Origin of the sequence: Sphingomonas sp. Leaf22, from assembly GCF_001421715.1 — a bacterium.
Lineage (GTDB): Bacteria > Pseudomonadota > Alphaproteobacteria > Sphingomonadales > Sphingomonadaceae > Sphingomonas.
This window is the reverse complement of record NZ_LMKP01000003.1, coordinates 64,029-85,411: the sequence shown is the minus strand read 5'-3', so window position 1 is coordinate 85,411 and position 21,383 is coordinate 64,029. Positions and strand designations below refer to the sequence as shown.

At 66.5% G+C, this 21,383-nt stretch carries 19 protein-coding genes and 1 tRNA gene; 9 read left to right on the top strand and 11 right to left on the bottom strand.

The window, feature by feature from the left end; all coding sequences use genetic code 11:
• Positions 1 to 31: 31 nt before the first annotated feature.
• The gene (locus tag ASE70_RS02980; RefSeq protein WP_156355938.1) at positions 32 to 1,060 is read right to left on the bottom strand and encodes a PAS domain-containing protein; all 1,029 of its coding nucleotides are present in this window, start codon (positions 1,058 to 1,060) and stop codon (positions 32 to 34) included.
• 252 nt (positions 1,061 to 1,312) lie between these two features.
• Between ASE70_RS02980 and ASE70_RS02975 the strand changes: the two genes are divergently transcribed.
• Together ASE70_RS02975 and ASE70_RS02970 are read left to right on the top strand one after the other, a co-directional pair.
• Positions 1,313 to 1,388, top strand: a tRNA-Thr gene (locus ASE70_RS02975).
• A 178-nt stretch (positions 1,389 to 1,566) separates the two neighbouring features.
• Positions 1,567 to 2,559: a DUF4238 domain-containing protein gene (locus ASE70_RS02970; protein ID WP_056501217.1), complete on the top strand. Its 993-nt coding sequence runs from the start codon at positions 1,567 to 1,569 to the stop codon at positions 2,557 to 2,559.
• On the opposite strand, the gene ASE70_RS02965 is transcribed toward ASE70_RS02970, so the two are convergent.
• From ASE70_RS02965 to ASE70_RS02930, 8 genes are all read right to left on the bottom strand, one after another.
• Complete coding sequence (locus tag ASE70_RS02965) at positions 2,556 to 3,428, bottom strand: bacteriophage abortive infection AbiH family protein (protein WP_056399427.1); 873 nt, start codon at positions 3,426 to 3,428, stop codon at positions 2,556 to 2,558. The genes ASE70_RS02970 and ASE70_RS02965 overlap by 4 nt on opposite strands.
• Before the next feature lie 16 nt (positions 3,429 to 3,444).
• Entirely contained in the window at positions 3,445 to 5,346 is a 1,902-nt protein-coding gene (locus ASE70_RS02960) for a DUF4209 domain-containing protein (RefSeq protein ID WP_056399424.1), read from the bottom strand.
• A gap of 181 nt (positions 5,347 to 5,527) precedes the next feature.
• Positions 5,528 to 7,378, bottom strand: a complete 1,851-nt coding sequence (locus ASE70_RS02955) for a TniQ family protein (protein ID WP_056399416.1) — start codon at positions 7,376 to 7,378, stop codon at positions 5,528 to 5,530.
• A 4-nt stretch (positions 7,379 to 7,382) separates the two neighbouring features.
• Positions 7,383 to 8,591 (bottom strand): ATP-binding protein, encoded by a 1,209-nt coding sequence (locus ASE70_RS19055; RefSeq protein WP_162235914.1) that lies wholly within the window; start codon positions 8,589 to 8,591, stop codon positions 7,383 to 7,385.
• A gap of 26 nt (positions 8,592 to 8,617) precedes the next feature.
• Positions 8,618 to 10,924: a hypothetical protein gene (locus ASE70_RS20110; RefSeq protein WP_056501214.1), complete on the bottom strand. Its 2,307-nt coding sequence runs from the start codon at positions 10,922 to 10,924 to the stop codon at positions 8,618 to 8,620.
• Positions 10,925 to 10,950: 26 nt separating this feature from the next.
• On the bottom strand, positions 10,951 to 11,763 hold the full coding sequence (locus ASE70_RS02940; protein WP_056399398.1) for a hypothetical protein: 813 nt from the start codon (positions 11,761 to 11,763) through the stop codon (positions 10,951 to 10,953).
• Between the two features lie 151 nt (positions 11,764 to 11,914).
• Entirely contained in the window at positions 11,915 to 12,187 is a 273-nt protein-coding gene (locus tag ASE70_RS02935) for a hypothetical protein (RefSeq protein ID WP_056399395.1), read from the bottom strand.
• 113 nt (positions 12,188 to 12,300) lie between these two features.
• A complete protein-coding gene (locus tag ASE70_RS02930) occupies positions 12,301 to 13,092 on the bottom strand; it encodes a hypothetical protein (RefSeq protein ID WP_156347387.1) in 792 nt (263 codons plus the stop codon).
• 147 nt (positions 13,093 to 13,239) lie between these two features.
• Here ASE70_RS02930 and ASE70_RS02925 point away from each other — a divergent pair, with 147 nt between their 5' ends.
• Positions 13,240 to 14,385, top strand: a complete 1,146-nt coding sequence (locus ASE70_RS02925) for a hypothetical protein (protein WP_056399389.1) — start codon at positions 13,240 to 13,242, stop codon at positions 14,383 to 14,385.
• Between the two features lie 342 nt (positions 14,386 to 14,727).
• On the opposite strand, the gene copD is transcribed toward ASE70_RS02925, so the two are convergent.
• Both copD and copC read right to left on the bottom strand, forming a co-directional pair.
• Complete coding sequence (gene copD / locus ASE70_RS02920; RefSeq protein ID WP_056399581.1) at positions 14,728 to 15,633, bottom strand: copper homeostasis membrane protein CopD; 906 nt, start codon at positions 15,631 to 15,633, stop codon at positions 14,728 to 14,730.
• Positions 15,634 to 15,652: 19 nt separating this feature from the next.
• Positions 15,653 to 16,024 (bottom strand): copper homeostasis periplasmic binding protein CopC, encoded by a 372-nt coding sequence (gene copC, locus ASE70_RS02915; protein WP_056399385.1) that lies wholly within the window; start codon positions 16,022 to 16,024, stop codon positions 15,653 to 15,655.
• A 126-nt stretch (positions 16,025 to 16,150) separates the two neighbouring features.
• Between copC and ASE70_RS02910 the strand changes: the two genes are divergently transcribed.
• The 6 genes from ASE70_RS02910 (at position 16,151) to ASE70_RS02885 (ending at position 21,326) form a co-directional block, all read left to right on the top strand.
• Positions 16,151 to 16,417: a hypothetical protein gene (locus ASE70_RS02910; protein ID WP_056399576.1), complete on the top strand. Its 267-nt coding sequence runs from the start codon at positions 16,151 to 16,153 to the stop codon at positions 16,415 to 16,417.
• Positions 16,414 to 16,854, top strand: coding sequence for a periplasmic heavy metal sensor (locus ASE70_RS02905; RefSeq protein WP_056399383.1), 441 nt, complete (start codon positions 16,414 to 16,416; stop codon positions 16,852 to 16,854). The genes ASE70_RS02910 and ASE70_RS02905 overlap by 4 nt, the downstream gene beginning before the upstream one ends.
• Before the next feature lie 10 nt (positions 16,855 to 16,864).
• Positions 16,865 to 17,434 (top strand): RNA polymerase sigma factor, encoded by a 570-nt coding sequence (locus ASE70_RS02900; protein ID WP_056399380.1) that lies wholly within the window; start codon positions 16,865 to 16,867, stop codon positions 17,432 to 17,434.
• 66 nt (positions 17,435 to 17,500) lie between these two features.
• Complete coding sequence (locus ASE70_RS02895) at positions 17,501 to 19,450, top strand: copper resistance system multicopper oxidase (protein ID WP_056501212.1); 1,950 nt, start codon at positions 17,501 to 17,503, stop codon at positions 19,448 to 19,450.
• Complete coding sequence (locus tag ASE70_RS02890; RefSeq protein ID WP_056399372.1) at positions 19,447 to 20,601, top strand: copper resistance protein B; 1,155 nt, start codon at positions 19,447 to 19,449, stop codon at positions 20,599 to 20,601. Before ASE70_RS02895 ends, ASE70_RS02890 begins: the two co-directional genes overlap by 4 nt.
• Entirely contained in the window at positions 20,592 to 21,326 is a 735-nt protein-coding gene (locus ASE70_RS02885; RefSeq protein ID WP_055818797.1) for a PepSY domain-containing protein, read from the top strand. Before ASE70_RS02890 ends, ASE70_RS02885 begins: the two co-directional genes overlap by 10 nt.
• Positions 21,327 to 21,383: the final 57 nt, after the last annotated feature.

The following is a 21,383-nucleotide window of genomic DNA, read 5'->3' as shown; positions in this document are numbered from 1 at the left end:
CGGTGCCCGCGACCGCCTGCCGAAACCGCCCTCAATATCCCAGATCGCGCACGGCGGCGTCGACGAACGCCGCATCCGCCGCGACCCGGCCGATGATCTCGACCGACCCGGCATCGACCGCGCGGGCCAGCAGCAGGACATAGGGTTCGTCGCCGGGTGCGACGGGGACGATCACGTTCGGTGCGGCGGCGGGGCGGGCGCCGGTCCGCTCGATCCATTCGGCGAACTCGCCTTCGCCCACCCCGGCGCGGTGCGCGCGGGCGAGCAGGCGGGCATTGCCCTCGTGCGGCGTGCCGAACAACAGCCGGACCAGCGCCTCGACCGGCGCGCGCGGATCGACCGTCAGGCCGGCCCCGGCGAGCATCGCGGCATAGCCGGCAGCGTCGCGTTCGCTGGCGATCAGGAAGTCATACGCCCGGGCCAGTGCTTCGGGCGATGCCGGGCCGGCCTCGATCGTGCGCCGCGTCGCGACCAGTTGCTCGGACAGCGTCGGCGCGGCGGGGGCGGCCGGCATCGTCTCGATCGGGGCGCTCGGGCCGTCCGCCCATGCGGCGGCGGTGGCGATGACGGGGGTGCGGCGCGGGGTAGTGGTGCGGCGCGCTTCGCTCAGCTCGGCGGCCAGCTGCGACTGGACGCTCGCATCGACCACTTCCTTCCAGTTGATGACGCCGTACAGATAGTCGATCGCCTCCCCGTCCGACGAGAACGGCATCAGGATCCCGCGGTACAGCATCGGAAAGCCGCGATGGCCGACGAACTCGGCCTCGAACCCGATCGGCGCGCGGTTGGCGATGATCTGCAGATAATGGTCGGTCAGCCGCGACAGCAGCGATCGCGACGGTACCTGCGACATGCGGACGATCGACGAATCGGTTCCGCTTTCCTCGCGCAGGGCATGGCCCAGGAACCGGATCTCGGCATCGTCACGCCCTGCGGTGAAGTCGAGCAGGACGCTGTTCGGCCCGAAATCGGCGATGCCTGCTGGGTCGAGCGACTCGATCAGCGGGCACGGCCGCCCGTGCAGCAGCGACACCCAGTAATTGTACGCGCGGACATGCATGCGGCGTTCGTCGGTCCCGACGGAGACCACTTCGCTACCAACACCCTCCCGGTCCCCATCCCCCCGCTCCGAAGGCCCACCCACAATGTCCATATACAGGTCCCCATGGGCCTTCTGCCCGATCGCTCGCCTTTTGTACCACGCGTGGTAAACGTCAGGTAAAGTGCCGCGCGACACTTTCCCATGCAAATCCGCTTGCCACCCCCGCCCCCCGCTGCTAATCGCCCGCGTCCAGACGGCACACCGTCCCGGGCCGCTTTAGCTCAGTTGGTAGAGCATCGCATTCGTAATGCGGGGGTCACAGGTTCGAGTCCTGTAAGCGGCACCACCCCTTTTGACATTGCTACTTAGCGCCTTCGCTTTTGCTACTTAGGCGAAGTTTGCGGCGTCCAACCGGCGGCAGTTGCCCAGCCCGGTTGCTAGGCAGGTATGTCCCGTTGCCGTCGGGCGTCCTATCATGCTGACGATCCGCCGGCTTGCCGCTCCGGGGTGTGGGACCTGAGCCGATGACGAATGACACTGATGGAGGTGCGCGCAACCACCACTTCGTCCCGCAATTCTACCTGAAGGGCTTCGCCAAGCCGCGGTCCAAGGACGGCAAGCTTGTCGTCTTCGATCTGAAGGATCGGAAGAACTTCGTCACCCGCCCTCGGAACGTGGCCGCCAAGCGCGACTACAACCGGGTCGATATCGAAGGCCAGGACCCGAACGTCGTGGAAAGCCAGCTTGCGAAGTTCGAGGGGGATGCGGATCAGGCTTTCCGGCGCATCATCGCCTCACGCTCTATCGACGATCGCGAGGACTTCTCCTTTGTCCTAGTGCTTATCGCCCGCATCGCGCTTTCGAACCCGTCCTTCCGCGGTCAACGCGGGAGGCTGATCAGTGACATGGGCTCCATGATGATGCGCAACATGGTGGCGACTCCGGAGCGCTGGGAGGCGGTGACCCGTCAGGCGGGTGCCGAACTGATCGGCGATCCGGTCCCGTATGAGGAGATGCGGGCGATCGTGGAGAGCGGGGGCATTGTTGCGACGGCCGCTCGCGAGACGCTCATCGAGCAGGAGATCGCGCTCTGGCCCGAGATCCTGCCGGTGCTGGAGGCTCGGAAGTGGACGTTACTGATCGCGCCACCGGGTTCTGCCGGCTTCGTGACGTCCGATCGCCCGTTCTCGCTGCGCTGGAACGACGAGGCGATGAACCGTGGTCCCTACGGTGTCGGGCTGGGATGCAGCGAGACGACCCTCGTCTTCCCCATCAGCCACGACCTCGCCCTGATCGGCAGTTTCGAGGATGGCGCAGGATCGAGCGTGGTGGACGAGCGGATGGTCGCGGCCGTGAACTCGACCATGTTCTTCTCGGCCATGCGTCAGGTCTATGCCCAGGCCGACTTCTCGATCAACGATGCCGGTCGCGTCGTTCGATCCTTCTCAGGAAGCGAGTTGTGGCGTCGGGTGCGGGACCGTCCGGTTGACGATCGCGTGGACGACGCTGGCGCCTAGTCGAACTGGTCGAGCGGAAGGTATCGCACGAGGTCGGGCCGCAGCCCATACGCTCCGAAGCGGGCCATCCGTTCCTGCATATCGCCGTAGACGCTGATCGTCCAACGGGTGGTGGCTAGATCAACCCGCTCCATGATCGCCTCAATGTAGGCCTCATCGACCTCGGCAAGACCATGACCCATGATTATGATGTCGGTGATCGTCGAGAGGCTATCGAAGAATAGAGCATTCCGCTCGATCAGCTTGGCGGTAGGTTTGAAGGTGTCGGAAAAATAGCCATCCACGTATTCGATTCCATCGCGGACCCGCCAATCTTCGTCGGGGCCGACCGGAGCAAAGTTCAGACTGTCCTCGGGCCTACGTTCCCAACCGTGACCGAGGATCAACGAGTCTGTTGGGTCGCCAGCGTATCCGTGGATGTGGAGAATGTTCGAGCGGGGCACGTCATAGACCCGCTCCAGCGTCGTGGTGTAGTTGAAGCTGAGGAAGATCGCGGACCGATCGATGACGAGTGGTCGGTCGACCTCCAGCAGCGTCGGGATGTGGAGGCCGCGGATCCATTCTGCAAATCTTCCACGCAGGCCGGATGACAGGCCGGTGGCTATCTGCTCCAGTTCGTATTGGAAGTCGCCGTGCCCCTCGTCGTCGAGGAACTGCGAGGCGTAGTCGATGGCGTTGTCGGCATCAAACTCGGCCAATCGAGTCTCAAACTCTGCCCAGAAAGCAGCGTCGACTGAGAAGTGTTCGTCCACCAGTCTATAGACGGTGGGATCCGCGTCACGCAGATATTTGGCGAACTCGCCATAAGCGGATGGAATGCCGTGGTGGAGGTCGAAGCCGTTACCGATGATGTAAAGGCGACATGCCATATGGAGTCGCTCGCTTTCAAATCTGCGATGAAGATGACATCGATCTCAATGCTGGAGCAACATGAGTCTCCCAATGAGGCCTGATCGGTAAGATGACGAGAAGATAGATTAGCCAGCAGGCCATTATCGCCTCATCGCTGAAGAAGCGGTTCCAATGCATCTTGCCGTGGGCAAGCTCGTTTCGAAGCGCCGGTCCCGGCCGGAAGTTCAGGAGGCTGTCCATCTCCCAGACGAGCTTCTCGCCCAGTATTGCTTCCAGCTGGCGCCGGAAGGTCGTGAGCAGCACGCTGAGCGAACGATCTCCCTCGATGCCGTCCTCCTCGATCTTCGAAGAGTCGTGCCCGTGCAACTTGAGAAGATGGCGGAGCGAGTTCTCGACCTGGGGGAAGAGCAGATGTCCCGCCGTGACGTAATCACCCTGCCATAGCCGGGCGAACCCGATCGAGAATATGTGATGATGTCCCGCCGGGATGAGACCGCTCAGCTGGACGATGGGGAGCATGTGCTGCTCGTTGATGGAAAAGCGCTCCACTACGGAACGGCGGGCCGGCTCGATGTTCCCATGCACGCGGAAGCGGCGCACGATCTCGAGATGCCTGATGCCATGCTCCTTATACCAGGCTTCGGTCGGCTCGTCCGCGAAGTCGAGTGACGGGCCCCTGGCTATCTCGCGGCCTTCGCTATCGGCGTAGCTCGATGCGAACAGGTTGGAGAGGGGGAAGTCACGGGCCTGTTGCAGAACCGCGGACTTGAGCGCCCCCACGTCGTCCGGAGCCGAGAAGCCGGCGATGTCGCGGAGCGCATCCGATAGTCCGAGTGCGTTGAACTGCTCGTAGGTGCGATCGCGCACCTCCGCGATCCCGTCGAGCGGCATCTCGATGCCATGGACCTCATCCATGGCCTGGTCCTGCAGCTCGCGAAGACGCCTTCGTAATTTCGTGACGCGGTCCTTGGCGTCACCCAGTCCTCGGAACTCGCGGAGCGCCTCCTTGACCCAGTGCGCCTTCGCGGAGCTCTGCGAGACGGTATCCGCCATCGCGAGCGTCTGCTCGATCGCGTTGATCGATGCGTCGCGGCTGCCATCGACGTCACCGGCCTGTGAGAAGGCCTCGGCTGCCAGCGTCCAGCATTCCTTGACGGCCAGCTGGTAGTCCTCAGGTAGTGCGTTGCCGGCCAGATCGGCAACCGCTCCGGCGACCTCGTCGGCCGGGATCACCTTCGTGTGAAGCACCCGCCTGCCGATCTGCGCGAGGGGGAAGAAGGCACGTTCCTCGATCGCGTACCGGAACGCGAGGCGCAGCGTCTCCTCCATCGGTTCGACGTAGGTGAAGCGCTTGGCGATCCGGGAGTTGATCATGAAGCAGCGCTCGAGCGGTTTGACGCAGTCCATGGCGCGCGTGCCGATGTCGGGGAACTGGTGCTCGGCCGTGCCATCGGCGAGGCGGTGGACGATCTCGCAATAGGCCTCGATCGCCGTGCGGCCGGCGCGGCGGACGCCCGTTTCGTAGGCGATGTCGGCGAAGCGGGCGCGGAGCGTGGGATGCAGGATCCTGGGGGCGTATGTAGCTAGGACCTCGCTCTGGTCTCCACTGAAGTCGTGCGGGAGGGCGGTGCGCCGCGTCGCGCTCTGCCACTGCACGCCGAACGGATCGCCCTCCGCTTCGACCCGAAGGTGAAGCCCGACCAGGTTCGCCGTCAGTCGAAGAACTCGTTCGCGGACCGGATCTGCGTTCTCGAGGGTGGTCATCAACTCGGATCGGAACAGGTCTACCAGGACATGGCGATCGAGGCGCCTGACGTCAGCTGTGATCGCGTTGAGATCAACGGCTTCCAAGTCGTCGATCGACACCGGCTCGATGAGCGCCTGCTCCCGAACATCGGGAGAACCCTCGTTATCAAGCATTGTGTTGTCGTCCATTGGGGGCAGCCTGTTCTGGTTTATCGGACAGCAGTCTGCCCGACCCTCTGGCGCTGTGATAGGCCGCCGCGGCAGAGGCTCACTTCGCTCGGCCGCGGGTTGACGCTGTCAGATGCTGGCGCGTCGAGGCAAGAAGAGCGGCACGTGCGCATCGCGGCGTCGCTCTGTCCCGGAGCCTGAGCTAGATCGCGGCGAGCACCTCATCCCGCCACCACCCGAACCGATCAAGGCGCGGACAACCGTCCTCCTCCAGCCGCTTCTCCAACCTCACGCCATTCACCCCGGTGCGCGCGCACAGTTCGGTCAGGGTGATGCGCGTCGCCGCGAGCGTCAGCACCTTGTCCCAATCCATTTCCCAGCCGTCGTCGGCGTCGGCGAACTCTTTCAGAAGGTGGGCGTGCTTGCCGGGCAGGTTGAGGATCTCAAGGGCGTCGCGCTGCGAGCATGTCGGCGGCAGGATGGTAGGCGGGGCGGACGGCAGCGTGCGCAACGAACAAGCGTCCCTCGCACTTACCGCGATTCTGCCGATGCGATCCCCGGTGGCGGTGAACGGGATCGTGCCGACCAGGAGGCGATCTACGATGACGCCCCAAGGCTTGAAGCCGCCACCGATGGCGCGGGCGGCGCGGTGGAGCGCGATCGGGTCGGCGATTGGGCTGACGAGAGGCGTGCCGCCATCCGGCGCAGCGGCGGAGGCTTCTGGATCCACGACCATCGGGAGCGCCGCCGCCCGCAGTGCGGCCTTGAAGCGGGCGAACTCCGCCCGGTGCAGCTGCGGATCGACGTAGTGGGCGATGACGTAGGGGTGGTCAGCGACCGATATGCGGCGCGCGTCTGCGATCTGGGTGATGGCGTAGGCCGGCAGGTCGAGGCTATCCGAGACCTTCTCCGCACTGATGCGGTTGGCGGCGAAGTCGTGGATGTGGTCCACTTCCGCCCGATCGAGGGTCGGAAAGACGCGGTTGGCGCGGATGCAGATGCGGGTCTGCAGGTGACCGTCGCGCCGCGCGGGCGCGAGGACCTGGAGCGGCCGGCCCATCAGCGCCGCCGCGTCCATCATCCCGATCTGTCCGGCCGGCGTCCCGCCGGATTCCGCCGTGATTGGGGCCAACGCGTCCTCGATGGCGGTGCGGACGGTCGGCGGCAGGATGTCGCTGGCCAGCGCCGGGATGTAGTCCGCGGTGCCGGTATAACGGACATTGGCGCGCGACCTCGAGCGGGTCGCGACCGCCGCCTGGAGAGCCGGGACGAGGGAGTCCGGCCACCTGCGGACGAGGCCCGCCGCCTCTGCCACCGCGGTCGCGTACCGGCTGCGGTCACCGGACGGGATGGCCGCGCCGCGCTTCAGGCGATACCCCGTCGGGGACAGCGGCAGCAGCGCCAGCGCGAGCTCGAAGGCCATGCCGCCGTCCCATTCGGCGAGAGCGGGCGGCAGCATCGCGCGGGCGGCGTCGCGGCGGTCCCGGTCCGGATCGAGCAGGCCGATGAGGAAGCCAAGCCCATCGCGCAGCGGACCGTCCACCACATCGGCCGGCTGCCTGTCCAACCGGGTGTTGCAGCGGTCGCAGCGATGGAGGCTCCACGCCTGCCGCCAACCCTGCACCGTCCCGCAGGTGCATGCATCGACGAGGTATTCCCAGGTCTCCGTGCAGCACGGCACCATCATCAGCGACCAGAGCGCCCGGACGTGCGGGCTGATGCCGATGCTCGCCGGCGAGAAGCGGCGGCGCCGGAACGTCATCTCGTCGACGCGGACGGCGGCGCCGAAGAACTCGATGAAGCCCGGGTCGTTCGCGGACGGGTGATAGCGATCGACCACCTCCTCGAGTGGCACCCTGAGGATGTGCGCGAGCAGGCCCCTGTCCAGCGAAGGGGCGATTGCGGCGGTTGGGTTCTGCGCGTGCGGTGCCCCGACCTGCTCGAGGATGACGTGCGACGAGGGCAGGACGTTGCGGACCGCGGCGCGCGTGGCGAGGCTCATCAGGCTTTCGCCGGCGATCGGCGCGACGCGTAGGAGGACGGGGCCGGGCATCGCGTCAGCCGCCCACGCGCAGGCGGAGCGGGTTGTGGTCGATGGTGCCGTCCTGGATGCACCAGGCGTCGATGGCGGCCATGAGGCGGGCATGGCCGATGAACCGCTCCCCCGCGAGCAGCGTCGCCTCGAGCGCGGCTAGGACGATGTTGTGGAACTCGCCGATCAGGCCGTTGCTCGCCTCGCAGAGGTCCTTCGCCAGCGTGGGCTCACCCAGCCCGGACAGTTCCTTCATGACACCCCGACCGACCAGCTCCAGGTCGATCTGGTGGAGGAACTGCGTCCATACCTCGCGACTGCCCGCGTCGGTGTGGACGAACGGCTGCAGGACGACCTGCGGGAGGCAACGGTTCTTGAGCTCACGGTTGCGGGTGAAGAGCGTCTGCGCGTCCGTCGTGCCCATCAGGACGATCGGCACCCATCCCATGGTCAGGATGTTCTTGATGGTGTTCGCGGCGTCCTCGGCGAGGTGCTTCTGCTTGAAGTGGTTCAGCTCGTCGATGACGAGGAGCTCGACCTCGAGCTCGTTGAGCGCGGTCTTGACGCGCTCGAGCAGCAGTTCCGCCTCGCCGCGGGTGGAGTAGCCGTCACCGACCTCGTTGAGGATCGACGTGGCCAGGCTTTTCGGCGTTCCCGTGGTCGACAGCGTCACGTGGAGAATCGGCTTCTTCCGCGGATCCCTGCCAGGCTGGCCTTCGACGTGCCGCTTGAGCAGCTTGGCGCACGTGCTCTTCCCCGAGCCGGACTGGTTCAGGTAGCGGAACGCACGGCGCTGCTGGCCGGCGGGCTGCGACAGGCCCATGATGCGCAGCGTGTCCATCTGGCGGATGCACTCGACCTGTGCCGGCGTCGGCAGGACGATGTTCTCGAACGCCGCCATGCCCTCTCCTGCGATCTGGGCCAGGGATGATGGAGCGGTTACCGGGACCGCAGGAGTCGCGGGCAAGGCCGGTTGCGCCGGCGCCGCTTCCGTCGACACGGAGGTGAGATCCGACGACATGTTCGGCGTCGGCTCTTCGCCGGTGACGCAATCGTCGACGGCATTCTCGTCCGGCTCTACGCACCGCATGACCCCGGCACTCGACGCGCGACTCCTAGTGCCATGTTTTGATGGCATTGTGTTGGAGCGGGTGCGTCGACGGGGCGGCGGGGGTGCTGCGTCCGGCAGGGCTGCGTCGGATGCGGATTGACTCTTCTTCGAGGCGTCGGTCATCGTCGTCCTTCCCTTCACGTTGTCGTTCACTTGTAGCCCTGCCACTGGTGGCCGGCGTCCGACCCGCCCGGGTCCAGCCTGCGGGCGAGGTAGGCGGCGTCCTCCCGGTCCTGCCTCTCCTGCTGGGCCGGGGTGGTCTCGGGTTGGTCCTGGTTGGGTGCCGGGGTCCCGCGCCGATCGCGCTTTCCGCCAGCGTTGGCGCCACCACGGTTCGACGAGCGCGGCGCGATCCGGGTGGCGTCGCCGCGGGTGTTGGTCCGCAGGTCGTGCATGATCCTGCTCTCCATCCCCGAAACCGATCCGGCGACGCGCAGCACCTCGACGGAATCGCCCAGATAGGCGCGTCCCTCGGTGGAATCGGCGAGCCGGGCGGCCGCGTGGCGATCGGCCACCCCGGCGGCTGGAAGGACGGCATCGACCTCCTTGACGAACCTCTCGCGCACGGAGAGCATGTCGTTCTCCTCGGCGAACGCGAGGCCGCGCGCCTTGGCGAAGGCCTTGATCTTCAGATGCAGCCAGAGCGGCAGTCCATCGGAGTAACGGCGCATCGTGCAGGGGATCGGGACGTAGGTGACCAGATGCTCGTCGAAAAGCCATGCGCGACCGATGTCGTTCGGGTCGACCTTGATCTTGACGTTCTTGTAGGTCGGCTTCTTGGTCTGCGACGACGTACCCCGGGCTAGTGCCAGATGGTGCAGGATCTCGACGTTGGAATACGGGTAGCGCTCGTCGGTGTCGTCGCCGCCGTAGCTCAGGCCCTCGATCACCGCGCCCGCGCCGCGGAAGCTGGGGTAGTAGACGTTGCCGATGGCGCGCTCGAACTGATCGATGTCGTAGACCCAGTCGAGCCCGTGGGCGTTGCGCTGCTCAGTCCAGACGTCGAGCGGCGGGCGCTCGCCATGACCCGAGTGATCGTGGGTGTGGTATTTCGCCACGACCATGGCGAAGATCGACCGGAACTGCTCGATTGTCACGATCGCCTGCTTTGACGGATCGTAATCGAACTCCCGCATCAGCGGAATGTCCCAGGTGCCACCCGGAAGCATCTCGCGCAGGATGTTCTCGAGCGTGCCGATGCAACTTTCGACGTGCGGCTTGTGGGTCGGCTCCTTGCTGCCGGCGGCCCTGACCGCCTGGCCGATGTCGCCGCCCGCATCCTGGGCAGAACGCGCGGTCTGGTGCTTTGCGTGGTCGAGGACGGCGTGACCGACGATCTTGCCGCCTACTTCGGCCAGGTCCGGAAAGGTTTCGAACCCCTCGGGAATCCGCTTCGGGGTGGCGATGCTGAGCAGCGTCCGCATGTACGTCGCGTGGCCGGGCGGATCGAACGAGATGTCCCATCCGACGATCGCCCGCGTGAAGACGTCGAGCGCGATGGTGACGGTCGGAACGCCCACGGGAAAGCGGCGCACCGCATCGATGACGAAGACCATCGGGAACGGGGTGTCGTCGATCTGGACGTATTCCAGGAAGCGCGTCGGCTCCTGGGCCACACCACCGCCGCCGTACCGCTGTCGAGCCGCCGCCTGGTTGTAGGCGATGCCCAGACCCTTGGCGCTCTTCGCCTTCCCGACCTCGTTGGTGAAGATGCGCCGCGTGCACATCTTCTTCTTCTTCGCCGGCTTGGCGAGCGCCTCCTGGAACTGGAACATCTCCAGCGGTTTGCCGAGCACGTAGCGCTCGACGTCGTCCTTGGCCTTGCGGAAGTAGGTGTTGACGAACTGCTTGGGCTTGGAGTGAAAGCTCAGCGCCCAGTGTCTGATGATCGCGAGGACGACGGGGTCGATCTTGCGGCGACGCGGACCAAGCCCGCTCTCCGACGCGAAGTCGGCGGGCCGGTAGTCGTTCGGAAGGCCGCGGGTGCGAACCCAGGTGCGAAAGGTCGTGTCGCTGGGCAGGCGGCCATATTCCGCCTTCAGCGCCGCGACGTCGTAATTGTCCTCGAACCAGGCATCGATGCCGCGTTTGCTGAGAGCGCATCCGTCGCCCGCGTGCCACTTCTTGATGGCGTCCTCGCGAAGCGTGAACCAACGGTCGCGCAGCCTCTTCGAACCGTCCTTCGTCTGTGCCTTGACGAGATCTTCCCGCGTCATCTCCTTGCGCCGGGCACGGTTGCGCACGGCGCTCTGGAGCGGGTCCGAGCGCAGGACGAGGCGCTTGGTCGCCATGGCGTCGATGAACTGGGCCGTCGTCGGCCACATCGGCATGCCGGTGACCGGATCGGGCATCTCGAACATCCAGCCCGCGCCGTCCCCGACCATGTGTCGGCCGTTGATCGCGGAACCGCGATAGACGCACTCGCGCCCATCCGCGACGAACAGCGAGCCGATCATCCTGGTCAGAGTGCTCACAGCGGGCCTCAGAAGCGGATCAGGGAGGTGAAGGCGGGTTCGGGCAGCAGCCGCACGCGCGATTTGCCATGGAGGTGGAGGTCGAGGTCGACGTCTACGCGGCCGCGGCAGATCAGGGCGTGCGCCATCGCCGTCCCTCGACGACGATCCGGGTCGAGCGCCTCGCGCAGCTCGCGGAAGGTCGTGTCCGGGGTGCGCAGGACCAATTCCTCGAAGGCGTCGAGGCGGTCTCCGGGCACTGTCGCGGTCTGATGGGCGTAGATGTGGCCGAAGTTGATCTGCCGCTCGCCGCCGCCCCGGATCTGGCGTTCGTACATGACGCGCGGACGCCAGCCGATCGCGGCGGCGACGCGGAATGCGGCCTCCAGCTTGGCGCGTTCCTCGGGGTCGGCGAGGTAGGAGACGTCGGGCTTGCACTCGATTGCCTCCACATGGTCTCCACCCGGACCGCGCACGTGGCGCAGGTGGTCAATGATCCACTCGGCCCGCCCGCCGCCATATGGGTAGCGGAGGCGCGCCCCTTGCGTCCGGTAGTCCAGGACCGAAGGACGCAGTTCACTGTCGACGATGAGGGCGTGCTCCGTGCCGCCTTCGTAGGGGTTGGAGAGCCCGGTCTTCGCCGAATGCTCTTCCCCGGTGTAGTGGCGGTGGGCGTCGCCCATGATTGTGCGGATCGGGCCGCCGTCGTCCGCCACGTAGATGCGCGCGCCGATCCGTGCCGCCGCCGCCGCGTCGGAGCCGTGCTCGACGAACGTGAGACGACGGCCGCCCTCGTCCTCATCGGGGAACGTCTTCGGGAAGACCTCGGACTGGTGTGGCACTGCGTTCTCCGTCTTGGCGGGGGTGTGCGGCGGTGGGTGTCTGCGGCGGCGGCCGTCCGCAGGGAGGTATGGCGCGGGGAACGCAGGTCCCGAGGGTGCGACATCCTTATCCAGGATGCCGGGCCGCCCCGTCTGGTGCGGCCCGAGCGGATCAGCCGACGTACCAGGCTGTGATCAGGCGGGTGTACGGGTCTACGTCGACCTTCAGGTTGACGGGCAGGTGACGGAGCGTGCCATCGTCCTCGAGCATGAAGGTGCCGATATGCGCTTTCCCCGACCGGTTTGCGCGACGCAGGCGCCGGCCGCTCACGATCTGCATTTCCTGGGGGATCCTCACCCCCCGGCCACGGTTGCCACCGAGGGCGGTGATCGCCTTGCGGGCGTTGCGGTTCTCGGTCGAAGCGGACATGCGGATGGTCTTCATGGTCGTGTTCCTTCGGGTTGGGCTGGGCTGGACCGCGCTTGGCTGGGCTGGGCGATCGATCTCGTGCTCGGCGCGGAAGGTCGATTGCAGGCGGGCGGAGCGGTGGCGTTCGCTCAGGTTTCCGTTGGGGAACCTGCCGTGCGGACCGGGCCACTCACGCCGCGGTTCCACCGGCGTCGCGCCCGCGTGACTTCGCGGAGATAAAGCGCCTCGCGCACTGTCATGAGCCTGCGGGCGGTCGGGCGGCGGCCCAACACCGCGTCATGCCCCGCCGTCCACACGGCGTCGATATATCGATCGTTGTCGCGGAGGGTGTTCGGCACGCGCATTGCCTGCGCCAGGAGGCAAACCATCTCGTACGGCTTGGCGGCGCAGATGTTCAGTTCTTCTAGGCGCGCCTCGCGGACGCGATCGATCACATATGTCTTCATCTCCTCGAAATGGTGCGGAGCCTCCCATCCGCCTGTCCTGCGCCGACGGTGGCCGTCCCCGCGATCCAGGCGGATCGAACCGTTGGCGATGCGTTCCGCGAGATCTCCGACGAGCATCGCGGTCATCGGCCCGGATGGCTTCCCGCCCATTCCGGTGAGGATGTTGAAGATCGCCACGTCGCGCAGCGGGTCGGTGCCGGACGGAATGCGCTCGATGAGCTTCAGGATGACGGGGACGTTCTCCGCGACCGCGGCGGGTACGGTCTCAAGCAACTTCTTCGCGGGCGACTTCTTCGCGGGAAGCCTTCGCGGCATCGGGTCTACCGCTTCAGGGACGGGGCGAACGACATCGTTCCAATCGACCGGACCTGGCTTGTGCGACGGCAGGCGGGTCGCCGACTCTTGAATGCGTCGGCGCCGACGCCACGTTGAGGCTCGGGCGACGTCGGCTTCTTTCTGGAGATGGCGAATCATTTTTGCACAATCCTCGACTGGGTGGAGGCCGCCAACTAGGTGGGCCGTCCAGGAGTGTCAATCGGTACTTGTGCAAAAACGTCTGCCGAAAGTCGAAAAATGTGCAGAAAGGTGGCGCGACCTCTCGTGAGCGGCTAGAACGCGGTCATGAATGACGATCTGCGCGACGATGACGACGGCTCGGCCGGACCGGGGACGGGCTCCGCCGAATCGGGTGACGATGCGGGCCACACGGTGCTCATCCCCTTCCTCGGCGATCCGCCGCCCCCGGCCGAGGTTGCCATGTGGGCGGCGATGTCGATGGAACGCCGGGCCAAAGCGATGCAGCGCCTGAAGACGCTCGCGCGATGGCAGGACGGCGAGGGGGACATCCCGCCCGCCCAGGCCGCGGCCGATGCCGGCGTGTCGCTGAACCGCTTCTTCGAGATGGCCAAAGCCTGGCGTGAAGCCAGGTCGCTCAGTTCGCTCGGAACCTTCGCCAAGTCATCCCGCCGCACCGATCCCCGCGAGGTTGCCCTCCAGCGGATCGTGGCTCGGGTGATCGGCAAGTGGCCGACCGGGAGCGTGAGGCAGATGGCGATGGACCTGGGTCAGGCGTTCGAGGAGGCGGGCGGGGGCAAGGTCGGTACGAGCATGCTGCGTCGCGTGGTCGAGGACGAGCTCCGCCGCCGCGAGGTCGAGGGTCAGCTGGGCAACGAGATCCAGTTCGACTGCGGTGCGTGCTCGCTGCTGCGTCCGGACGATTCGCCCTACACGCTGTTCGCCGTGCTCGACCGTGGCAGCCAGCTGCTGCTGGGGGCGGCGCTCGGCGACGTCTCGGACAGTCGGGCCGGCTATGCGGCCGCGGCGGGGGACGCGCTGCGCCGGATCGACGCCGGCCTCTTCGACGGACTGCCGTGGGTCGAGGCCGTGGCGCGCATGGCGCTGGTCGCGGGGCTGGACGCCGACCACTGGGTGGCGCTTCAGGCCCGGATGGCGTCCGCCGGAGTGAAGGCACCGGTGCAGCCGTCGACCAGCCCGAAGCGGTTCGGGCGTTACCTGAAACCGGCGGTGGGTGATCGCCTCGGCCGTCTGGACATGTGGTACGGGCGGACGGTTCCGGACGACGCGCGTGCGCCGAAGGTCGCCGATCGCAGCCTCCGCCTCGATCCGGCGGACGCGGACGCCTTCCTCGCGGTCCAGCTCGACGAGCACGACGCGGATCGTCGTGCGCTGCTTCCCCCGGCACCCGACGCGACCCTGCCCGACGATCTTCTCGTCGCGCTGAGGACGCTGGCGGGCGGTTCGAATTGACCTGACTCGCTATTCAACCGGAGGTGGCACATCGGCCCTGTCAGGCGGACCCGATCAGGGTCTCGATCATCACGTGTTCCGGGTAAGGTTGCGACGGTCGGATATCTCCCGCTTGCGTGCTCAATGTTGGCTCCAGTCGATATGACTCGCCACTTTATGCGCGAGTGACTCCTCATTGCGGCGTGCCGACCTCGACCAGCATTCTTGAAAACGATCGAATAACGGGACGGCTTCAGCCGTCCCAAATGGCATGAGGTGGGGACTTTCCTGCTAGTCAGCTTTCAGGATTGGAATGGTCGAAAGCCGCCGGCACGTGGTGTCACAACCGTTCGGTTGTGACACTTAGGGGGCGAGCGGTTCAAGGGTCCCAAGCCATGCTACCAGCGCAAGAATAGCAATTATGCATCCCGTCTCGGCACCCAAGCTTCGGCGCAACGCGCCAAGCGCGCCGCGATGATCGCTCGCGGCGATCGACGCCTCGAACCGCGGCATCAGGCGAAAGCGATTTAGCGCGGCAAGACCCAGCATGAGGGCGAACAGCGCCAGCTTGGCGAGTAGGAGCTGACCATAGAGCGTCGTCCCTAGCGCCCGGACGTTGCCGGGGCCAACCAGCAGCCAAGCGTTGATGAGGCCGGTGACGACCAGCGTGGTGACAACGATCGTCCCGACCGTGCCGAACCCGTGGAGAGCACGGTACGAGAGCGCGAGGTGCGTGGCATCGACCCGGCGCGCGGGCCGCGCCACCAGCAAGACCAATCCAAGCAGCGCACCAGTCCAGGCCCCCGCCGCGACCAGGTGGAGAATGTCGGCGGCCAGATGCACCCAGCCCACCGTTCCCTCATTCATCGCGCCATGCCCGGTCCAGGCGAGCGTCGCCAGCGACGCGCCCGAGGCGAGCGCGACCACCACCAGCCAAAGCCCGCGCCGAGCCGTGAATAGCGCCGCCAGCGCCGCCACGGCGAGCGCGGCCACCCGCAGCTTCCACGCCGTTCCGATCCCCGGCTGATCGAGCAGCATCCCGATCGCATCGCGATCGACCGGCCAGGGTGGCGTTCCCATCATCGCAGCAGCGAGCAGCGCGAGCGCGACGGCCGAGAGCAGGAGGCCGAGCACCGCACCCGCCACCAGCCAAGGGCGGAGCGCGAGCGCACTGACACGCTCGCCAGCGCGCAGACCATAGAGGCTGAATGCCGACAAGCCGAACAGGCCGCCCAGCACGCCGTAGAGCGCAAAGCGGACGCCGATCATCGGCCAGTCGGCACCCACCTTACTTCACCGCGAAAGCGTAGTTTCCGGCGATCCGGTGCGTATCGGCCGAGACGACGTGCCAGGCGACGCTATAGTTGCCGGCACCCAGCGGCGACTTCGACGCAATGACCAGCGTGCGGCCATCGGCCGCCACCGTGGCGGCGCTCGCGACCTTCATGGGCGCGTGCTTCATGCCGTTCATTCCTGTCATCATCAGGTCCGCGCCCGAGAACTTCGGCATCAGCTTCTCGCTGAATCGCAGCGTGACGCGAGCGGGCGCGGCAACCGTCGCGTTCGGTGCGGGGGTTGCGGAGACGAGCTTGGGATGCGCGTTCGCGGCACCCGCGACGACGAGAAGGGCAGCAGCGGCAGGAACAAACACACGACGCATGGAACACTCTCCAAAAAGGCGGCTACATCCATCTACGCGCCCAGGCCGCCCACCCCTCACCATGCGCCATGAGGGGTAGCGGGCGATCCCGCGTAACATGGAACAAGGGGAGCGGAGGTGAACGACATGAACGATCTTGACGAGGCGCTGACCAGGCTCGCGCGAGCGCCGGTGCCCGAACTGGACGGACTGGAGGCGCGGGTTCTCGCGCAGATCGCGACGCCTCGCGCCACCCAGGCTGGACTTGGCATAGGCGCGATCATGGTCGCGGCGCTCGCGATCGGCGTGATCGGGGCGGGCTTCCCGGCATCACCCAGCGCCGCGGCCTCGATATCCCCGTTAGGGGCAAACTCCCCGTTCGCGCCCTCGACCTTGCTTGTCGGGGCGCAATGAGCGCGCGCGCGCGGCTGATTTTGTGCGTGATCGCGGCGTTCGTCGCCGCGATCGGCGGCGTGTTCGTCGGGCGCGCGCTTTTGCCCGCCCCGGCTCAGCCAGGCGCGGAGCTGCACGACGTGCTGCATCATCGGCTCGCGCTCGACACGAACCAGGAGGCTCGACTGAAAGAGCTGGAGCAGCGGTTCGCGGTCGAACGCCGTGCGCTGGAGCTGGAATTGCGGGCCGACAATGCGCGGCTCGCCGAGGCGATCGAGGCCGAGCATGGCAACGGCCCCCGTGTCGCCGCAGCGGTCGATCGGAGCCACGCCGCGATGGGCGAGCTGCAAAAGGCGACGCTCGCGCATATTTTCGCGATGCGGCAGCTCTTGCGACCCGACCAGACCGCGCAGTTCGACCGGGCGGTGGTGAAGGCGCTCACCGACGACGCCCGTTGAGATCGAGGCGATGAGCCTCGACTGGACGGCGCTTTCCGATGGAGAGCTGGCGACGCTCAGCCTTGCGGGGCGGCAGGCCGCGTTCGCCGAGATCATGCGCCGCCACGGGCAGGCGATCTTTCGGCTGTCCCGAGGGTGCATCGGCGATGCCGACGAGGCGCTGGACTTGTCCCAGGAGACGTTCGTCGCCGCGTATAGAGCGATCGGCCGCTATGACGGCGCGCGTCCGATGCGGACGTGGTTATCGGCGATCGCGCTCAATAAATGCCGCGACTGGACCCGCAAACGAAAGGTGCGGCGGTTCCTGTCGTTCGCGGTCCCGATCGGGGCGGACGCCGAGGCTGTCGTCGATACCGGCGTGGCGGTCGATGACGCCGCGGGCGACCGGCAGGAGCTGGACCGGGTTCGCCGCGCCATTGCCGAGCTGCCGGCGACGTTGAAGGAACCCTTGGTGCTCCACACCATCGAGGGGCTTAGCCAGGCTGACACTGCGGCCGTCCTGTCCATCAGCGAAAAGGCAGTAGAAACCCGGCTTTACCGCGCCCGCGCGAAGCTGCGGGAAAAGCTGGACGCGAGGTAAGGGGTAGCGACCAGGCCCGCGTATCATCGTTGACCACACCAACGCGTCCAATCGACCAGGAAGCCCATGACCCGGACCATCGACCGCCGCCAGCTTTTGCGCGGCGCAACCCTCGCAGGGGGCGGACTCGCTTTATCGGCCTACATGCCGGCATGGGCGCAGACGACTTCCGGCGGCGTCGTCAAGCCGATGCCGACCGTCTCGGGTGACGACATCACCCTTCGCGTCGCGCACCAGATGATGATGATCGACGGGCGTGAGAGTCACGCGATCGGCATCAACGGCACCGCGCCCGCACCGCTGATCCGGTTGCGCGAAGGGCAGAATGCCCGGCTGACCCTCACCAACGCGCTGCCCGACGAGCAGACCTCGATCCACTGGCATGGACTGATCCTGCCTTTCCAGATGGACGGCGTCCCCGGCATCAGCTTCCCCGGCGTCGATCCGGGCAAGAGCTTCACCTACGAGTTTCCGGTCAAGCAGGCCGGCACCTACTGGTATCATAGCCATTCCGGCTTGCAGGAGCAGATGGGGCATTACGGCCCGCTGGTGATCGACCCGGCGGGCGAAGACCCGATCGCGTCCGACCGCGAGCACGTCATCATGCTGTCCGACCACAGCCAGCTTCACCCGCACGTCATCTTCCGCAAGCTCAAGATGCAGGGCGGCTATTTCAACTATCAGAAGCAGACGATCGCCGGGCTGCTACGCGGCGAGGGCCAGTCGGCGAAGGAGCGCGCCGACTGGGGCAAGATGCGGATGGACCCGACCGACGTCGCCGACGTGACCGGCTCGACCTATACCTATCTCGTCAACGGCCACGGCCCCTTGGACAACTGGACCGGGCTGTTCCGCCCCGGCGAGCGGGTGCGGCTTCGCGTCATCAACGCTTCCGCCATGACCACCTTCAATGTCCGCATCCCCGGCCTGAAAATGACCGTGGTGGCGTGCGACGGCCTGAATGTCCGGCCAGTGACGTTCGACGAGTTCCAGATCGGCGTCGCCGAGACCTACGACGTGATCGTCACCCCGACCGACGATCGCGCCTACACGCTCGTCGGCGAGAGCGTAGATCGCTCCGGCATGGCGCGCGCCACGCTCGCGCCCCGCGAGGGCATGGCCGCGGCGGTCCCGCCGCTTCGCAAGCGCCCGCTCGCCAGCATGAAGGACATGGGCATGGGCGGCATGGACATGAGCGGCGGTTCAATGGCCGGCATGGATCATGCCGCGATGGGCCATGCCATGCCCGCGACGGGTGCGGCGACTGGCGCGATGGCGGGCATGAACCAGGGTGGCGCTCCCCAGGCGGGTGCGGCCGTCGATCACGCCGCTATGGGGCATACGATGCCCGCCGAGGGAGCAGCCGCAAGCGGCATGGCCGGAATGGACCACGGGGCCATGCAGGGCGGCGCTAGCGGGCAGATGGCAGGTATGGATCACGGCGCGGGCGGCATGAATCACTCGATGCGCGACTTCTCGAATGCGCCGGGGGTCAAGAAGACTCCGACCGTGCAGACCATATCCCCGATGCCGATGGATCGTATGGGCGAGCCGGGCCAGGGGCTGGAAAATGTCGGACACAAGGTGCTGGTCTATCGCGACCTGATGGCCGTCGACCGCAACCCCGACGTGCGCGCGCCTGATCGCGCGATGCAAATCCACCTCACCGGCAACATGGAACGCTATATGTGGGCGTTCGACGGCGAGAAGCTGTCGGAGGTCAAAGACCCGATCCCATTCCTTGAGGGCGAGCGGGTGCGGGTGACGCTCGTCAACGACACGATGATGGGTCACCCGATCCATCTTCACGGCCACTTTTTCGAGCTGGTGACGGGGCATGGCGAGTTCGCACCGCGCAAGCACACCGTCATGGTTCAGCCGGGCGGGACCGCGACGTTCGACCTTACCGCCGATGCCGTCGGTGATTGGGCGTTCCACTGCCACATGCTTTACCACATGCACGCCGGCATGATGCAGGTCGTGACCGTCCGGCCACGCGGGGGAGACGCGGCATGAAGGCGCTTTCCCTACTCGTCGCCGCGGCCCCGATCGCGCTTGCGACCCCCGTCACCGCGCAGGATCACTCGATGCACAACATGCCGGGGATGACCATGCCGGCGAAGCCGGCAGCGAAGCCCCAGGCGAAGCCAACCGCCAAGCCGCGCCCCCCCGCTCGCACGAAAGCAAAGCCCGCACCAAAAAAGCCGTCGCCAGCTCCGGCCGCGGCGGCCGACCCGCACGCGGGCCACACCATGCCCGGAATGACGATGCCTGACGCCCCGACCCAGGCAGATCCCCATGCCGGGCACGTCATGCCCGATAGCGCGGCGGTAGCGACGCCGGCCAATCCTCACGCGGGCCATGACATGAGCGGCATGGCGGGCGGGATGAGCCACGATATGGGAACGGGGGGAACCGCCCTTCCCCCCGGCAACGCACCCGCCCCGGCCGCGCCCAAGCCGAATTATGCCGATCGCGTTTATTCGCCGCAGAAGATGGCCGATGCTCGTGCCATTCTTCGCGGCGAGCATGGTGGGAGCACTTTCTGGCAGGTCAATTTCAACTTGGCCGAGGTGCAGATACGCGACGGGAGCGATAGTTTCCGCTGGGATGGCGAAGCGTGGTTCGGGGGCGACATCAACCGGCTGACCGTCAAGACCGAGGGCGAAGGCGAGTTCGGGCGAAGCGTTGACGATGCCGAGGTGCAGGCGCTCTACAGCCGCGCGATCGGCCCCTACTTCAATCTCCAGGCCGGCATCCGCTATGACTTCAAGCCGAACCCCTCGCGCACCTACGCCACGCTCGGATTCGAGGGACTGGCACCCTATTGGTTCGACGTGGAGGGCGCGCTGTTTCTGTCCGACAAGGGCGACGTGCTGGGGCGGCTTGAGGGCTATTACGACCAGCGCATCACCCAGCGACTTGTCCTGCAACCGCGCGCCGAGCTTAATTTCGCGGCGCAGGACGTGCCGGAGAACGGTATCGGTTCGGGCCTGAGCGACATCGAGCTGGGGCTTCGCCTTCGTTACGAGATCAAGCGCGAGTTCGCGCCCTATATCGGCGTCTCCTACGATCGCCGTCTAGGCGACAGCGCCCGCTTCGCGCGCGCCGATGGCGAGGGCGTTGGCGGACCCAGCTTTGTTGTCGGCGTTCGGACGTGGTTCTGAGGGGCCGGCGCGCGAGGCTTCACCAGCTAGCGAGCAAGACGCATAAGTGGCTCGCGATCATTATCGGCATCCAGCTCCTCCTCTGGTTCACCAGTGGGACGGTGATGAGCTTCCTGCCGATCGACAAGGTGCATGGCGATCACCTCGTTGATCGGAAGACCGTCGCCCCTATACCGGCGGGCATGGCCTTGGCGTCGCCAGCGGACCTGACGAGAAGCGTCGGAACGCCCGTCACATCGCTCACCTATCGCATGTTGCTCGGGCGTCCCGTCGCCGAGCTGTCAACGGCCAAGGGCACCCGGCTTGCCGATGCGACCACGGGGGTGCTCCTGCCGGCTGCTAGCGCCGCCCAGGCCGAGGCCGTGGCACGCGCTGCTTGGCGAGGGGAAGGTCGACTGGTTGCTCGCGTGGAGCGGATCGAGCGTGCCGCACCCGAATATCGTGGCGCGCTCCCCGCATGGCGGATCGCGTTTGACGACCCCAACAACACCCGCGTCTTTGTCGCCAGTGACACAGGACGGATCACCGCTGTCAGGACAGGCACCTGGCGGCTTTACGATTTTTTCTGGGGTCTCCACATCATGGACTGGAAGAACCACGAGGACTTTAACACGCCTTGGCTGCTCGCTTTCGCGATCGGGGGGCTGGCGTTGTGGATAGGCGGCGCGGTTCTCCTGTGGATGCGCTGGCCCGTACGGCGACGCCGCAGATCGCCGGGAAGCTGACCCAGCAGCCAATCGCGTCCGACATGAGGGGTAGGTGCTCGCGCCGCGTAATTGACG

Excerpts from the sequence above, each read along its gene's own strand:
- copD (WP_056399581.1), bottom strand. The coding sequence starts at position 15,633 with ATGATCGGCGTCCGCTTTGCGCTCTACGGCGTGCTGGGCGGCCTGTTC.
- ASE70_RS02930 (WP_156347387.1), bottom strand. The coding sequence starts at position 13,092 with ATGATTCGCCATCTCCAGAAAGAAGCCGACGTCGCCCGAGCCTCAACG.
- ASE70_RS02910 (WP_056399576.1), top strand. The coding sequence starts at position 16,151 with ATGAACGATCTTGACGAGGCGCTGACCAGGCTCGCGCGAGCGCCGGTG.
- ASE70_RS02970 (WP_056501217.1), top strand. The coding sequence starts at position 1,567 with ATGACGAATGACACTGATGGAGGTGCGCGCAACCACCACTTCGTCCCG.
- ASE70_RS02895 (WP_056501212.1), top strand. The coding sequence starts at position 17,501 with ATGACCCGGACCATCGACCGCCGCCAGCTTTTGCGCGGCGCAACCCTC.
- ASE70_RS02900 (WP_056399380.1), top strand. The coding sequence starts at position 16,865 with ATGAGCCTCGACTGGACGGCGCTTTCCGATGGAGAGCTGGCGACGCTC.
- ASE70_RS02905 (WP_056399383.1), top strand. The coding sequence starts at position 16,414 with ATGAGCGCGCGCGCGCGGCTGATTTTGTGCGTGATCGCGGCGTTCGTC.
- ASE70_RS02935 (WP_056399395.1), bottom strand. The coding sequence starts at position 12,187 with ATGAAGACCATCCGCATGTCCGCTTCGACCGAGAACCGCAACGCCCGC.
- ASE70_RS02925 (WP_056399389.1), top strand. The coding sequence starts at position 13,240 with ATGAATGACGATCTGCGCGACGATGACGACGGCTCGGCCGGACCGGGG.
- ASE70_RS02980 (WP_156355938.1), bottom strand. The coding sequence starts at position 1,060 with ATGCATGTCCGCGCGTACAATTACTGGGTGTCGCTGCTGCACGGGCGG.
- ASE70_RS02965 (WP_056399427.1), bottom strand. The coding sequence starts at position 3,428 with ATGGCATGTCGCCTTTACATCATCGGTAACGGCTTCGACCTCCACCAC.
- ASE70_RS02890 (WP_056399372.1), top strand. The coding sequence starts at position 19,447 with ATGAAGGCGCTTTCCCTACTCGTCGCCGCGGCCCCGATCGCGCTTGCG.
- ASE70_RS02960 (WP_056399424.1), bottom strand. The coding sequence starts at position 5,346 with ATGGACGACAACACAATGCTTGATAACGAGGGTTCTCCCGATGTTCGG.
- copC (WP_056399385.1), bottom strand. The coding sequence starts at position 16,024 with ATGCGTCGTGTGTTTGTTCCTGCCGCTGCTGCCCTTCTCGTCGTCGCG.
- ASE70_RS20110 (WP_056501214.1), bottom strand. The coding sequence starts at position 10,924 with ATGATCGGCTCGCTGTTCGTCGCGGATGGGCGCGAGTGCGTCTATCGC.
- ASE70_RS02955 (WP_056399416.1), bottom strand. The coding sequence starts at position 7,378 with ATGCCCGGCCCCGTCCTCCTACGCGTCGCGCCGATCGCCGGCGAAAGC.
- ASE70_RS19055 (WP_162235914.1), bottom strand. The coding sequence starts at position 8,591 with ATGACCGACGCCTCGAAGAAGAGTCAATCCGCATCCGACGCAGCCCTG.